11 protein-coding genes and 1 pseudogene are annotated in these 14,705 nt (G+C 45.9%); 6 read left to right on the top strand and 6 right to left on the bottom strand.

All coding sequences use genetic code 11. From position 1 onward, the window contains the following. Nucleotides 1–45: 45 nt before the first annotated feature. From nasD to cobA, 3 genes are read left to right on the top strand one after another with little or no spacing between them, the layout of a single operon-like run. Nucleotides 46–2,463, top strand: a complete 2,418-nt coding sequence (nasD, locus tag NSQ16_RS01875) for an NADPH-nitrite reductase (RefSeq protein ID WP_339232536.1) — start codon at nucleotides 46–48, stop codon at nucleotides 2,461–2,463. A 31-nt stretch (nucleotides 2,464–2,494) separates the two neighbouring features. Beyond that, the gene (gene nirD / locus NSQ16_RS01870; protein WP_014475751.1) at nucleotides 2,495–2,815 is read left to right on the top strand and encodes a nitrite reductase small subunit NirD; all 321 of its coding nucleotides are present in this window, start codon (nucleotides 2,495–2,497) and stop codon (nucleotides 2,813–2,815) included. A 60-nt stretch (nucleotides 2,816–2,875) separates the two neighbouring features. Beyond that, on the top strand, nucleotides 2,876–4,327 hold the full coding sequence (cobA, locus tag NSQ16_RS01865; protein ID WP_087614267.1) for a uroporphyrinogen-III C-methyltransferase: 1,452 nt from the start codon (nucleotides 2,876–2,878) through the stop codon (nucleotides 4,325–4,327). Between the two features lie 31 nt (nucleotides 4,328–4,358). On the opposite strand, the gene ffoR is transcribed toward cobA, so the two are convergent. Beyond that, nucleotides 4,359–5,369, bottom strand: a complete 1,011-nt coding sequence (gene ffoR / locus NSQ16_RS01860) for a ferredoxin--NADP(+) reductase (RefSeq protein ID WP_327837515.1) — start codon at nucleotides 5,367–5,369, stop codon at nucleotides 4,359–4,361. Between the two features lie 160 nt (nucleotides 5,370–5,529). Here ffoR and NSQ16_RS01855 point away from each other — a divergent pair. From NSQ16_RS01855 to NSQ16_RS01845, 3 genes and pseudogenes are all read left to right on the top strand, one after another. After that, nucleotides 5,530–6,385: pseudogene (locus NSQ16_RS01855) on the top strand (alpha/beta hydrolase). A 100-nt stretch (nucleotides 6,386–6,485) separates the two neighbouring features. Further along, nucleotides 6,486–7,370, top strand: a complete 885-nt coding sequence (locus NSQ16_RS01850; protein ID WP_010886400.1) for a permease — start codon at nucleotides 6,486–6,488, stop codon at nucleotides 7,368–7,370. Between the two features lie 4 nt (nucleotides 7,371–7,374). Then, a complete protein-coding gene (locus NSQ16_RS01845) occupies nucleotides 7,375–8,232 on the top strand; it encodes a TIGR03943 family protein (protein ID WP_015252860.1) in 858 nt (285 codons plus the stop codon). Nucleotides 8,233–8,268: 36 nt separating this feature from the next. Here NSQ16_RS01845 and putR read toward each other — a convergent pair whose 3' ends face one another. The 5 genes from putR to NSQ16_RS01820 form a co-directional block, all read right to left on the bottom strand. Beyond that, complete coding sequence (gene putR / locus NSQ16_RS01840; RefSeq protein ID WP_003234651.1) at nucleotides 8,269–9,504, bottom strand: proline utilization transcriptional regulator PutR; 1,236 nt, start codon at nucleotides 9,502–9,504, stop codon at nucleotides 8,269–8,271. A gap of 152 nt (nucleotides 9,505–9,656) precedes the next feature. Further along, entirely contained in the window at nucleotides 9,657–11,078 is a 1,422-nt protein-coding gene (gene putP / locus NSQ16_RS01835) for a sodium/proline symporter PutP (RefSeq protein ID WP_010886399.1), read from the bottom strand. A gap of 123 nt (nucleotides 11,079–11,201) precedes the next feature. Continuing rightward, a complete protein-coding gene (pruA, locus tag NSQ16_RS01830) occupies nucleotides 11,202–12,749 on the bottom strand; it encodes an L-glutamate gamma-semialdehyde dehydrogenase (protein WP_003234655.1) in 1,548 nt (515 codons plus the stop codon). Between the two features lie 16 nt (nucleotides 12,750–12,765). Beyond that, nucleotides 12,766–13,677 (bottom strand): proline dehydrogenase PutB, encoded by a 912-nt coding sequence (gene putB, locus NSQ16_RS01825; RefSeq protein WP_003246421.1) that lies wholly within the window; start codon nucleotides 13,675–13,677, stop codon nucleotides 12,766–12,768. Nucleotides 13,678–13,866: 189 nt separating this feature from the next. Then, entirely contained in the window at nucleotides 13,867–14,649 is a 783-nt protein-coding gene (locus NSQ16_RS01820) for a nucleotidyltransferase domain-containing protein (protein WP_003246492.1), read from the bottom strand. Nucleotides 14,650–14,705: the final 56 nt, after the last annotated feature.

Below are 14,705 nucleotides of genomic sequence, written 5' to 3'. Positions count from 1 at the left end.
GCTGTGCTACGCTGGAAAAAACATTGATAAGGAGCGGATCATCTGATGGGAAAAAAACAGCTAGTTCTTGTTGGTAATGGAATGGCCGGGGTAAGGGTCATTGAAGAGATACTGAGTGTTGCTAAAGACGAGTTTCAGATCACAATTTTCGGTGCCGAACCGCATCCCAATTACAACCGAATCCTTTTGTCAAAAGTGCTTCAAGGCGATACAGATATTAAAGATATTACGTTAAACGATTGGGACTGGTACGAAGAAAACAACATTCAATTGTATACAAATGAAACAGTCATCAAAGTGGACACGGAAAACAAAACAGTCATCACAGATGCAGACAGAATCCAGCCTTACGATGAATTGATCCTGGCGACAGGCTCGGTCCCTGTTATCCTTCCGATTCCGGGCGCAGACAAAAAAGGCGTCACAGCTTTCCGGGACATAAAAGATACAGACACAATGCTCGCCGCGTCAAAACAATATAAAAAAGCTGCCGTCATCGGCGGAGGACTTCTTGGTTTGGAAGCAGCTCGCGGACTGCTGAATCTTGGCATGGATGTGTCCGTCATCCACCTTGCCCCATTCCTGATGGAGCGCCAGCTTGATGCAACGGCAGGACGCCTGCTGCAAAACGAGTTAGAAAAACAAGGTATGACCTTTTTACTTGAAAAGCAAACAGAAGAAATTGTCGGTGACGACCGTGTCGAAGGCCTCCGATTCAAGGATGGCACAAGCATTGAAGCTGATTTAGTCGTCATGGCTGTCGGCATCCGCCCAAATACAACGCTCGGGGCCGAGAGCGGCATTCCGGTTAACCGCGGCATCATCGTCAACGATTATATGCAGACTGAAATCCCGCACATTTACGCGGTCGGCGAATGTGCCGAGCACCGAGGAATCGCCTACGGGCTTGTGGCGCCGCTGTATGAACAGGCAAAAGTGCTGGCAAAGCATATGTGCGGCATCGAAACAAAACCGTATGAGGGCTCCGTTCTCTCCACACAGTTAAAGGTATCAGGCGTCGAGGTCTTCTCTGCCGGTGACTTTAACGAATCAGAGGAGAAAAAAGCGATTAAAGTCTTCGATGAGCAGGACGGCATCTATAAAAAAATAGTCCTGAGAGGCAATCAAATTGTCGGTGCTGTTTTATTCGGCGACAGCAGCGAAGGCAATCGCCTGTTTTCTATGATTCAAAAAGAAGCCGATATCTCTGAAACCTCTAAAATATCAATCTTACAGCCCCTCAGCCAGGAAGCAAGCACAAGCATAACCGCAGCGATGAGCGACGATGAAATCATCTGCGGCTGTAACGGCGTGTCAAAAGGTGCGATTATTCAAGCCATACAGGAAAAGGGCTGCTCGTCAACGGACGAAATCAAAGCATGCACCGGCGCATCCCGCTCATGCGGAGGCTGTAAGCCGCTCGTAGAAGAAATCCTCCAGCATACGCTCGGATCAGACTTTGATGCGTCTGCGCAAAAAGAAGCCATTTGCGGCTGCACCACATTGTCGAGAGATGAAGTCGTAGAAGAAATCAAAGCCAAAGGGCTGTCACATACAAGAGAAGTCATGAATGTGCTCGGCTGGAAAACGCCAGAAGGCTGTTCTAAATGCCGACCCGCTCTGAACTACTACTTAGGCATGATCAATCCAACCAAATACGAGGATGACCGGACATCCCGCTTTGTTAATGAACGAATGCACGCCAATATTCAAAAAGACGGAACATACTCAGTCGTTCCTCGGATGTACGGCGGCGTGACCAACTCCACAGATTTGCGCAAGATCGCCGATGTCGTTGACAAATATGAGATCCCGCTCGTGAAAATGACAGGCGGCCAGCGAATTGATCTTATCGGCGTGAAAAAAGAAGATCTTCCGAAGGTATGGGAAGATCTTGATATGCCATCGGGCTACGCGTACGGAAAAACGCTCCGCACAGTGAAAACATGTGTAGGCGAGCAATTCTGCCGCTTCGGCACACAAGACTCCATGGCACTGGGCATTGCGCTTGAGAAAAAATTCGAAGGGCTGAACACGCCTCACAAAGTCAAAATGGCCGTGTCTGCCTGCCCGCGAAACTGTGCGGAATCCGGCATTAAGGACCTTGGCGTTGTCGGCATCGACGGAGGCTGGGAGCTTTATGTCGGCGGAAACGGCGGAACCCATTTGCGTGCCGGCGATTTGCTGATGAAGGTGAAAACAAATGAAGAAGTCTTAGAATACGCGGGCGCTTACCTGCAATATTACAGGGAAACCGCAAACTATCTGGAGCGTACGTCCGCATGGCTTGAGCGCGTCGGTTTATCCCATGTCCAATCCGTGTTAAACGATCCGGAAAAGCGGCAGGAGCTGAACGGCCGAATGAATGAAACACTCTCTGTCCACAAGGATCCGTGGAAAGACTTTTTAGAGGATAAACAAACCTCTAAAGAATTATTTGAAAATGTCGTGACCACATCATAATGACAAAAACAATCATTGAGGAGGAATGGACATGGTAAACAAAGACGTAACAAAAGTATGTATCGGAAAAATTGAAGAATTGCCTGAACAATTAGGCAAAACAGTGTATATTGAAGATAAGGAGCTCGCGGTTTTCAAGCTTTCAGACGGAAGCATCCGCGCCATCGAAAACCGCTGTCCGCATAAGGGCGGCGTCCTGGCAGAAGGCATCGTCAGCGGTGAATATGTTTTCTGCCCGATGCATGACTGGAAAATTTCCTTAGAAGACGGAATCGTCCAAGAACCTGACCACGGATGTGTCAAAACATATGAAACGCTGATCGAAGGAGAACATGTTTATCTCGTATATTGATCAAAAGACCGGATCACTTTTCTAGTGGTCCTTCATTTTTTACAGTGACGGAAGGATGACATGATCATGAAGAACGGAATCGTATATTTCGTGGGAGCCGGACCCGGCGACCCAGGCCTGCTCACCATCAAAGGAAAACAGGCGCTCAAGGAAGCAGATGTGATTTTATATGACCGGCTCGCCAACCCGAAGCTGCTCGAATTTGCATCACCGGACTGCCAGTTTATTTATTGCGGAAAACTGCCAAACCGCCATTTTATGAAACAAAAAGAAATTAACGCCCTGCTGGTTGAAAAAGCATTAAATGGGTTAACCGTCGTTCGCTTGAAGGGCGGAGATCCGAGCGTATTCGGCAGAGTCGGCGAGGAAGCAGATGCTCTTCATGAGCACGGCATTCGCTATGAAATGGTGCCGGGAATCACCTCTGGAATTGCAGCGCCGCTATATGCGGGCATCCCCGTCACGCATCGGGATTTTGCATCGTCTTTTGCCATGATTACAGCGCATGATAAATCATTAAAAGGCACGCCGAACCTTGACTGGGAAGGGCTGGCCCGAAGCGTTCAAACCCTTGTTTTTTACATGGGTGTCAAGAACTTGTCTTATATTTGCCAGCAGCTTATTTCATACGGGAAATCGCCTTCTGTCCCTGTCATTGTCATCCAATGGGGAACGTGGGGCCGCCAGCGGAGTGTGAAAGGAACACTTGAGAACATTCAGCAAAAAGTGCAGGAACACCAGATTACAAACCCTGCGATTATCGTCATCGGAGACATCGTCAACTTTCAAACACACAGCTGGTTTGAAAGCAAACCGCTCATCGGACGGCATTTGATGGTTGTGACTCATGGCGAAGATGAAGACCCGCTTGCAGACAAGCTGCGCGATTCCGGCGCCGATCTCATCGAGTGGCCGAAATGGCGGACCGAAAACATGCCTGTCAATGAAGAAATTCTTCGAAAGATTGGCACCTTTGAAGACGTTTTTTTCACATCGCGCCGGGCGGTTTGTGAATTTTTCAGAGCACTGGCTTCTCAGAAAATCGACATCCGCCAGCTGACAGCCAAACTGAGTGCAGCATCTGAGCAAGCAAAGACAGAGCTTGAGAAACGGGGCTTTCTTGTCACCGCCATTCAGCCTGATTCAGAGAAACGTCTTGTTGTCGGGAGCCGCCATGCAGTGGAAAACATGCAAAAGCATGAATCCTGTTCGTTTTATATCACTCATGAAAACGTCATAGATGACCGGTTCACCCACATGATTCAGCGTACCATCAGTGAATCCCCGCTGCACATGGTCATTTGCCCGAACAAGCTGTCCGTTCAGCAATTGATCAATGGTGGCGAACAAATTGGCATTTCGCCGGAATTGTCAGCAAGCCGGCCCCCTATCGTCTGTATAGGCGATGACTCAGCTGCCGAAGCTTATGGATTCACAGCTGTACAAGAACAGGATGAATTGCTAGCTTTCATTCAGAATCAACAGACGCAGAAAAAGCTCCTTCACAGCTGATGGCTGGCAGCCCTTTCCCCCAAGGGCTGTTTTATTTATGCACCAATTTTTTATGATGGGTGGAATACATCGCCATATTCTCGGCCTTAGGGTCCAGATAAGCCTTGGCACTGTTGACCGCTGTCGGGCCTTCCGTAAATCCGCCGGCAATCAATCTCAGCTTGCTTTCATAAAAAGCCGCGTCGCCCGCCACAAACACGCCCGGAAGATTCGTTCGCATATGTCTGTCAGCTTTCACCCTTCCTTCTTCAATCTCCAGCCCCCACTCCATCATCGGCCCGAGATCAATTTTGAACCCATGATTAATGATCAGCTCATCAATTTCTATGTCTTTCCTCTGGCCAGACTCAGTATGACAAACGGTCACGCTTTTGATGCCCTCTTCATCTCCGTTCAACTGCTCCAGCCGATAAGGCGTAAGCACCCGCACCGATGATTGCTTCATTTTCGTCACGCTGCTTTCCATTCCGCCGAATTCCTCACGCCGATGAACGACAGTCACAGACGCCGCAATCGGTTCAAGCTCATTAGCCCAATCGACCGCAGTATCTCCGCCGCCTGATATCACCACGCGCTTATCTTTAAACGCATCGAGCTTCTCCACTCCATAATGAAGATTTTTGCCCGCATATCTGGCCGCATCCTCGCTGTCAAACTCATTGACCTCAAGTGTACCCATGCCGCAAGCCAAAATCACAGTTCTTGTATAGTGCTTCTCCCCTTCAGAACCCGTCAGTACAATGGTGCCGTCATTCAGGCGTTCAAACCCGGTCACACGCTGATTCAATACGATATCAGGATCAAACGTTGCCGCCTGCTCCTTCAACTGCTCGATCAGCTGCTTTCCCGCAATCCCCGGTATGCCGCCGATATCGCGAATGATTTTCTCAGGAAAGAATAAAGACACCTTTCCTCCGAGCTTCGGCAAAAATTCGATTACCTTTGTTTTTAGCTCCCGCATCCCGCAGTAAAAAGCAGTAAACAGCCCAATCGGCCCCCCGCCTATAATCGTAACGTCATATACCTCTTGATTCTCAGCCATCCGTCCTGCCTCCCGTTCACATCTATATCAAAGTTTTAATTGAGAATGAATATCAATAAAAAGTATATCATATTTCAAGGGCCTTTGTTTATTCATTTCTTCTCCTTGTGGTCAATTGCTGAAAACTCTATAATAGGCAAAAAACAAATGGGAGTAACAGATGAAAAGACGAGTCGAAACGATCACCTTCGATGGCAGTACACTAGAATATTCTGTGACAGGCAAGGGTACCCCCATCCTTGTCATGCATGGCGGACATTCAAATTGTTACGAGGAATTCGGATACACAGCGTTGATTGAGCAAGGGTATTCCATCATTACGCCTTCAAGGCCCGGCTATAGACGAACGTCAAAAGAAATTGGAAAAAGTCTTGCCAACGCCTGCCGTTTCTATGTGAAATTATTAGATCATTTACAAATCGACAGTGTCCATGTGATCGCCATCTCAGCAGGGAGGGCCGAGCGGCATATGCTTTGCCTCACATTATCCAGAAAGAGTAAATACATTGACTCTGCAATCCGCGGTCACCAAAGAGTGGCTCACCCCAAAAGACACTGAATATAAATTGGGGAGAATTCTCTTCCGCCCGCCGGTGGAAAAGTGGATATGGAAGCTGATTTCTTCTTTGAATAACGCTTTCCCGGGTTTGATGTTTCGAGCTATGAGCCCCCAATTCAGCACGCTTCCGTTTCAGCGAATCAAGTCCTTGATGGATGAAAAAGACATAGAAGCATTTCGGAAAATGAACAACCGGCAGCGCTCGGGTGAAGGATTTCTGCTTGACTTGTCACAAACCGCCGCTGTCTCTTTAAAAGACCTGCAAGCCATCATATGTCCTGTGCTGATTATGCAAAGTGTTTATGATGGATTGGTTGACTTGTCACATGCACATCATGCAAAAGAGCACATTCGTGGCGCTGCTCTCTGTTTGCTTCACTCATGGGGACACCTGATTTGGCTCGGAAAAGAAGCTGCAGAAACAGACAGTATCTTACTCGGCTTTTTGGAATCCTAACCAAAGTGAAACGATCCTTTCCCCTCCTCCGTCAAACAAGCAGTGCCTTTTTTTTCTGGTATCATAAGAAAGGCAGCTTAACATGAGCGGAGGTTTTATTGTGACAGCACAATCATCTTTTCTTCAGCTGAATTCTATTTTTATCAGCATTTTAATAGAAGCCATTCCGTTTATTCTGATTGGCGTCATACTTTCCGGAATCATTCAAATGTTTGTTTCTGAAGAAATGATTGCAAGAATCATGCCGAAAAACCGTTTTCTCGCCGTTTTATTCGGTGCGCTGGCCGGCGTTTTATTTCCCGCCTGCGAATGCGGCATCATCCCGATTACGAGGCGGCTTCTGTTAAAGGGAGTTCCTCTGCATGCGGGGGTTGCTTTCATGCTGACCGCGCCTATCATTAATCCTATCGTTTTATTTTCTACTTATATTGCGTTCGGGAATAGATGGAGCGTTGTCTTTTACAGAGGCGGACTGGCTCTCGCCGTTTCGCTGATCATCGGGGTCATCTTATCCTATCAATTTAAGGATAACCAGCTTTTGAAGCCTGATGAACCCGGGCACCACCATCATCATCACGGCACCTTGCTCCAAAAACTGGGCGGGACCTTGCGGCATGCCATTGATGAATTTTTCTCCGTGGGAAAATACTTAATCATCGGCGCCTTTATCGCAGCCGCTATGCAGACGTATGTCAAAACATCCACTCTGCTTGCGATCGGGCAGAATGATGTATCCTCTTCCCTCGTGATGATGGGTCTGGCGTTTGTCCTGTCGCTTTGTTCAGAAGTTGATGCGTTCATCGCGTCTTCCTTCAGCAGCACATTTTCATTAGGATCGTTAATCGCCTTTCTCGTCTTTGGCGCAATGGTGGATATTAAGAATCTATTGATGATGCTTGCGGCCTTCAAAAAACGATTTGTTTTCCTGCTGATTACATACATTGTCGTGATTGTTTTAGCGGGATCACTACTGGTAAAGGGGTGATTGGGTGTTTCGTCTATTGGTGCTGATGGGATTTACGTTTTTCTTTTATCATCTGCATGCCTCAGGAAATCTAACAAAATATATCAATATGAAATATTCCTATCTGTCCTTTATTGCGATCTTCCTGCTGGCTATTCTGACCGCCGTCCAAGCGTACCTATTTATCAAGTCGCCTGAAAAAAGCGGGCATCACCATGACCATGATTGCGGGTGCGGCCATGATCACGAGCATGACCATGAACAAAACAAGCCATTTTATCAGCGTTATTTGATTTATGTTGTTTTTCTTTTTCCTTTGGTGTCAGGCATCTTCTTCCCGATTGCAACGCTTGACTCATCCATTGTCAAAACAAAAGGGTTCTCGTTTAAGGCGATGGAGAGCGGAGATCACTACTCCCAAACACAGTATTTGCGGCCTGATGCCAGCCTTTATTACGCGCAAGACAGCTATGACAAACAAATGAAACAGCTGTTTAATAAGTATTCCAGCAAAAAAGAGATTTCTCTGACCGATGACGATTTCCTAAAAGGAATGGAAACCATCTATAACTATCCGGGTGAATTTCTCGGACGGACGATAGAATTTCATGGATTTGCTTACAAAGGAAACGCAATTAACAAAAATCAGTTGTTCGTATTAAGGTTTGGCATCATTCACTGTATCGCTGATTCCGGCGTGTACGGGATGCTTGTGGAATTTCCGAAGGACATGGACATCAAGGATGATGAATGGATTCACATTAAGGGCACTCTGGCCTCAGAATATTACCAGCCATTCAAGTCAACTCTCCCTGTCGTCAAAGTAACTGACTGGAATACCATTAAAAAACCTGATGATCCGTATGTTTACAGAGGATTTTAAGTGAAGACGAAACCAGTACAAGTACTGGTTTCTTTTTTATTTCTTTTTCATCAGCATCAAATCGAGATAGAGCTGGCACCGCGTTCTGAAATCGCTTAAATCGATCGACGTCATCTCAGTAATCTGTTTGATGCGGTAATTCAATGTATTTTGGTGAATAAACAGCTGTTCTGCCGCTGGTTTTGTTTTGCAGTTGTTGAGGAGATAGATTTCCAAGGTTTTGAGCAGCTCAGTGCTGCTTTCTTCGTCTTTTGCTTTTAATAAAGCTAAATCTTTATTCTCGTATTCTAAAAATTCATTTTTCTGTTCGATGCTTTCTAAATAGCGGTAAATGCCGAGTTTGGCATATTCATATGGAATGTTTTCCTGATTGCCGGTGATTTCTGCGGCTTTGATGACTTCAAGTGCTTCTGTGTAGCTCTTGCCAAGTTTTAATAGGTGATTATATTCGTTTCCGATACCGATATAAATAGGGGTAGGTATTTTTTGAAAGTGAAAATGTGTTAACAGCTTGTTAATAAACTCAGAAGCTGCTGAGGAGACGGAGCTTTTTTGGGAAAAACTCGCTACGACGATGACAATGTTTGATTCGATCGTTAAGACATGACTGACCTTATCCCGTAAATTCAGGTACGACCTGATATTTTCCTTTAAATCCTCAACCGCTTCCCCATCCCCATTTGCGGCGTGCAGGATAACAACTGAAAACATGGAAGGCAGCACGGTGTTGATCCTTTCAGCTTCCCGTCTGAGTTCCTTCTCAGAGGTAAATTGCTGATAGATCGCCCGTTTGATGAGATCCTCTGCTTTTTCTTCCTTTTCCTGTTTCAATTTATTCGTTTTATAAATGATTTTCCCGACATGGAAGGAGGTCTCGTACAAAAAGTCGAGCTCTTCATCCGTCAGATTTTGGTCCAGCTCCTGAATCCAGATGTAGCCCATGACTTCCCCTTTGTGCTTTGCACTCACGACCACCCTCTGGTTTAACCCAATGCTTTCAATTTTATTGACGCGAAAAGGCTCAGGCTCTGTTTTCAATTTTTCAATAATTCCGTCCTTCAGAAACCTCTCAAAAATCTGGACCGGACACTTTTTCGAAAAAATAGTCTGCTGGTTGGCAGAATCAAAATGGTTAATATAGTAAGAATTATAGGCTAACAAAAAGAAATCCGCGCTTTCCAGTATCACTGGCTTTTGCAGTTCATAGCTAATAAAATCAATCAGCTTATCAACATCTGAAAATGAAAAAACTCTCTCTAAAAGCTCTTCCATACCTTTTTCTCCTATACTTTTTTTACTTTAATCATATCCATACGGGGTCTTTTTGTATAGAAAAAAATACGTTTGTTTCCAAAAGAAAAAAATGGCCGCTTAAAAGGAGAAAAGAGGAAAAAGGGACAGCCCCTTCCTCCTCCTTTCGATCTTTATTGTGACATTGTATCTTGGTAGTCGTTGAACTGGTCTGTGACAGCTTGTGACGGAGCCTGCGTCAATATGCTGACAAAAAAGACGGATAATAGACTCGCAGCAAAACCAGGTATCATTTCATACAGAAAGTCCGAAAGACCGGCATTCGCCCAAATGATTACAGTCGCTGCTCCCACAATCATGCCGGCGAGTGCCCCCCATTTGGTCATTCGTTTCCAAAACAGACTGAGCAGTACAACCGGCCCGAATGATGCACCGAAGCCCGCCCACGCGTAGCTGACCAATCCAAGGATGGTGTTATTTTTCTCCCAAGCCAGAACCAACGCGACAATTGAAACAGCCAGAACAGCCAGACGGCCTAAAAACACCAGTTCTTTATCTGAAGCTGAGCGTCTGAACATCGACTTATACAAATCTTCTACCAGAGAGCTTGATGTCACAAGCAGCTGGGAAGAAATTGTACTCATAATCGCGGCCAAAATCGCTGAAATCAGAAAACCCGTGATAATCGGATGGAACAAGATATTCCCTAATTGAATAAAAATCGTCTCTGGGTCCTTCAGTGTCATGCCGCGCTGATGGTAATAAGCGATTCCGCCCAAACCGGTCAGCACTGCGCCTACTGCAGACAAAATCATCCAGCCCATCCCAATTCTGCGCGCTCTTTTGATCTCTTTTACGGACGTTATCGCCATAAAACGCACAATAATATGCGGCTGGCCAAAGTATCCCAGCCCCCAGGCAAACAAAGAAATAATGCCAAGGACGCTCGTTCCTTTGAAAATATTAAACATATCAGGATCTACAGAGCGGATTTCAGCAACTGTATCACCTGCTCCTCCCGTGTGGAAAAACGTAACGATCGGCACAAGAATGAGTGCGGCAAACATAATGATCCCCTGAACAAAATCTGTCCAGCTGACTGCCAAAAAGCCGCCAAACAGGGTATATGCCACAACAACACCCGTCACAATCCACAGGCCGGTGTGATAATCCATCCCCAAGATGCTGTTGAATAAGACGCCGCCGGACACCATTCCGGACGATACATAAAACGTGAAAAAGACTAAAATGACAATTCCTGAAAACAGTCTGAGAAGCTTTGTTTGATCTCCGAAGCGATTTTCCAGGAATCCGGGAATTGTAATCGAATTCCCCGCTTTTTCAGTATAGGTTCTCAGCCGCGGTGCGACGTAAAGCCAGTTCGCCCACGCTCCAAGGCAAAGTCCGATGACGATCCAAGCGCCGCTCAGACCAGTAGAAAACATGGCGCCCGGAAGCCCCATTAGCAGCCAGCCGCTCATATCGGCAGCGCCGGCACTGAGAGCAGTTACTGCCGGACCCAAAGAGCGTCCTCCCAGCATGTAATCCGTCAGATTCGACGTACGCTTGTAAGCAAAGTAGCCGATTAGCAGCATTCCCGCCATATAAATACAAATCGAAATAATCAGCTGTGTGTTTTCTATGGCACTTCCTCCTCTTTTTTATAGTATATGGATGAAATGGACACCCCCGCAGGGAGGATGCCCATTTAGTCCCGCTTAGAACATTTCACTGATTGTTTTTGCTTGCATATGCAGAGCTAAGTAATCCGGCCCCCCTGCTTTTGAATCCGTTCCCGACATTTTGAAGCCGCCAAACGGATGGTAGCCGACGATAGCACCTGTACAGTTGCGGTTGAAGTATAGGTTTCCAACATGGAATTCCTGTTTCGCACGCTCGATGTGCTTGCGGTTGTTTGTGATAACCGCGCCTGTCAAACCATATTCAGTATTGTTTGCCACTTCTAAAGCTTCATCAAAGTCTGACACTTTACAAAATGCAACGACAGGTCCGAAAATTTCTTCCTGCATGAGTCTTGCTTTCGGATCAAGGTCAGCGAAGATCGTCGGTTTGATGAAGTATCCTTTCGAATCATCACCAGTACCGCCGCTTACTAGACGCCCTTCCTGTTTTCCAATCTCAATATAGCTCATAATTTTATCATAAGAACCTTGGTCAATGACAGGTCCCATATAAACATCTGCACTGTCAGGTTTAGCTGTTACTTTTGATTCCGTAATTTCAATGACACGCTCTAATACTTGATCATACACTTTTTCATGAACAACTGCACGTGAACCTGCAGAGCATTTTTGTCCCGCAAAGCCGAATGCTGAAGTAAAGATCGATTGAGCCGCTAATTCAATGTCCGCATCCTCATCAACAACAACCGTATCTTTACCGCCCATTTCAGCGATGACACGCTTTAAATGCTGCTGGCCCGGCTGAACCTTCGCCGCGCGTTCGAAAATTCTCGTACCAACTTCTCTTGATCCCGTAAATGTGATAAGGCTTGTTTTCGGATGGTCAACAAGATAGTCGCCTACTTCCGCTCCGCTTCCCGGAACAAAGTTGACTACGCCTTTTGGCAATCCTGACTCTTCAAGCACCTCAACAAATTTTGCTGCAATAACAGGTGTAGCACTCGCAGGTTTCAGAACCACTGTGTTTCCAGTAACGATCGGCGCCACTGTTGTGCCTGCCATGATCGCAAACAAGAAGTTCCAAGGCGGGATAACGACTGTCACTCCAGTCGGCGTGTATACATATTGGTTTTTCTCGCCTTCACGGCTGTTGACCGGTTTGCCTTTTGCCAGTTCGATCATTTGGCGTGCATAATACTCCATGAAGTCAATCGCTTCAGCCGTATCGGCATCCGCCTCGTTCCAAGGCTTTCCTGCTTCTTTCACAAGCAAAGCTGAGAATTCATGTTTTCTTCTGCGGACTTTGGCAGCAGCGCGGAACAGGACAGCCGCTCTCTCTTCAGGAGACGTATATCTCCACTCTTCAAATGCTTTTGCAGCCGCTTGAATCGCTTGCTCAGCGTGCTCTTGAGACGCTTTTGACACTCGGCCGACGACTTCTTCTTTATCAGCCGGGTTGATTGAAACGATTTTCGCTTCCGTTTCCACTCTCTCGCCGTTAATGACAAGCGGATAGTCTTTTCCTAAATATTCGCTTACTGTCGCAAGCGCTTTTTTAAACGCTTCCACGTTGTTTTGATCTTGGAAATTTGTGAATGGCTCGTGTTTGTAAGGTGTTGTCATGATAATCTCTCCTTTTTTACTTCTTTGTCATTCCTTTGAAAGCAAATGCAATGTTTGACGGACGTTCTGCAAGGCGTCTCATAAAGTAGCCGTACCAATCCTCGCCGTATGGCAGGTAGACTCTCATGTTATAACCTTCTTTTACGAGGCTGAGCTGGGTTTGCGACCGCATGCCGTACAGCATCTGAAATTCAAACTTGTCATTGGCAATGCCATGTTCCTTGGCAAGCTGCTTTGTAAAGTCGATCATTTTGTCGTCATGTGTGGCAATCGCTGTATAGTGACCGTTTAAGAGCTGCTTTCGGATGATTTTTTTGTAATTTTCATCGACATCGCTTTTCTCCGGGAAAGCTACTTTTTCTGATTCTTTATAAGCTCCTTTTACAAGGCGAAGGAACGGGTTTAAAGAATCCAAATCGTCAATGTCTTTTTCCGTCCGGTACAGATAGGCTTGCAGCACTGTGCTCACATGCTCGTATTTCTTTCTGAAATCTTTGAAAATATCAAGCGTTTTCTGGCATCTGACTTCGTCCTCCATGTCAATGGTGACCATGATTTTATGTTTCTCGGCCGTCTGAAGGATTTTTGTCATATTTTCATACACCAAATCCATATCTATATCCAAACCTAAAGACGTCATTTTTAAAGAAACGTGTGAGTTCAGCTCCTGATCCGCGATGGTCGCAATGGTTTGAATGCACTCTTCCGTACGCTCCCGTGCGACCTCGGCACTGTTCACAAACTCGCCTAAATGATCGACAGTAACTGACAGGCCTTGGCTGTTAAGCTGTCGAATGGTCGGGATTGAACTATTAAAGTCATTCCCGCCGATAATTTTACCCGCTGCTACCCGGCTTCCCCAGTTCCTCGCCATTTTATTGAGAAAGCCGCTTTTGGATAAAAATAAGAAAAAATCTCTTGTGATCACTTCCAACCTCAACACCCCGCAATCTAAGAAGTATTTGTATGAGTTTATTGTAAATGGACAAAACAGGCGTTCACAATATTCTCAAAATACAAAGATTCTGATTATTTTTGTGGGTTTGCCACAATCAGATAGTTAGAAAGTCGGGGGGTATTCTGTCGAATAAAGGAGAAAAGGAAGCGACAAAAAACATCAGCTTCCTCCATCCTTCCACACTTCTTCAACCGTATTCAAAAGCAAACGGTTCAATTCAGATGTCATATCTTTTTTCTCTGCCTTCAGTTCTTTTGCCGCTTCCATGATTCTTTCAATTTCCGTTTCAATGAATTGGTGAATAACATCGATTCTTGCTTCGAGGTCAAGCTCTTCCCCTCTTCTTTTCCGTTCAAGCAAGGTTTCCATTTCAGCCTTCAGCTCGGGTTCAGCAACAAGTTCATTCATCAAAACAGTAAAGTCCATTGGCGGTATGGTTCCGTGCTTTTCAATCCATTGGCAGGCCAAAATAGGCCGAAGAACGTAGAAGTACTTTTTAATTTTGACCTCTTGTCCTTGTAGATAATCCTTGACGTTCCTTCTTGCCATATTGATATAGTGATACACGCTTGCTTCAGGCTTAAATGCCTCCGTGCGCAGTTTTCTTAACTGCTCTGCGGTCGTAAATGCTTCATAATACACAATGTCTGAGGACAGCCATTCGAGGAGCGGAGGGTTTGATTTTTTGAAAAGCCGAAGCGTTTTTCTCAGCTCCCAGCCGCTGATATCCAGCAAATCGTGAATCGGTTCCTCAATGACATCACGCTCCTGCTCAATTGAAAAATACCACTCCTTTTTCGGCACATAAATAAAGCGGACGTCGTAATCACTATCCTGCGAGGGAAATCCCCATGCGCGGCTTCCTGACTCGACGGCATACACGATTTTGACTCCGTATGACTGCTCGATCCGTTTTAATTCATCAATGATTCTTTGTTTCATATCTATTCGTCTCCAGTCTGTTCTCATTCCGGCAGTTTGCAGAAAAAAACCGCCTG

The organism is Bacillus sp. PS108 (assembly GCF_037963335.1).
Classification (GTDB): domain Bacteria; phylum Bacillota; class Bacilli; order Bacillales; family Bacillaceae; genus Bacillus; species Bacillus subtilis.
Note: the sequence above shows the minus strand (reverse complement) of the source record. Positions and strands in the feature narration are given on the sequence as shown.

Excerpts from the sequence above, each read along its gene's own strand:
- nasD (WP_339232536.1), top strand. The coding sequence starts at position 46 with ATGGGAAAAAAACAGCTAGTTCTTGTTGGTAATGGAATGGCCGGGGTA.
- cobA (WP_087614267.1), top strand. The coding sequence starts at position 2,876 with ATGATCATGAAGAACGGAATCGTATATTTCGTGGGAGCCGGACCCGGC.
- NSQ16_RS01820 (WP_003246492.1), bottom strand. The coding sequence starts at position 14,649 with ATGAAACAAAGAATCATTGATGAATTAAAACGGATCGAGCAGTCATAC.
- putP (WP_010886399.1), bottom strand. The coding sequence starts at position 11,078 with ATGCTGCTAATCGGCTACTTTGCTTACAAGCGTACGTCGAATCTGACG.
- ffoR (WP_327837515.1), bottom strand. The coding sequence starts at position 5,369 with ATGGCTGAGAATCAAGAGGTATATGACGTTACGATTATAGGCGGGGGG.
- nirD (WP_014475751.1), top strand. The coding sequence starts at position 2,495 with ATGGTAAACAAAGACGTAACAAAAGTATGTATCGGAAAAATTGAAGAA.
- pruA (WP_003234655.1), bottom strand. The coding sequence starts at position 12,749 with ATGACAACACCTTACAAACACGAGCCATTCACAAATTTCCAAGATCAA.
- putR (WP_003234651.1), bottom strand. The coding sequence starts at position 9,504 with ATGGAAGAGCTTTTAGAGAGAGTTTTTTCATTTTCAGATGTTGATAAG.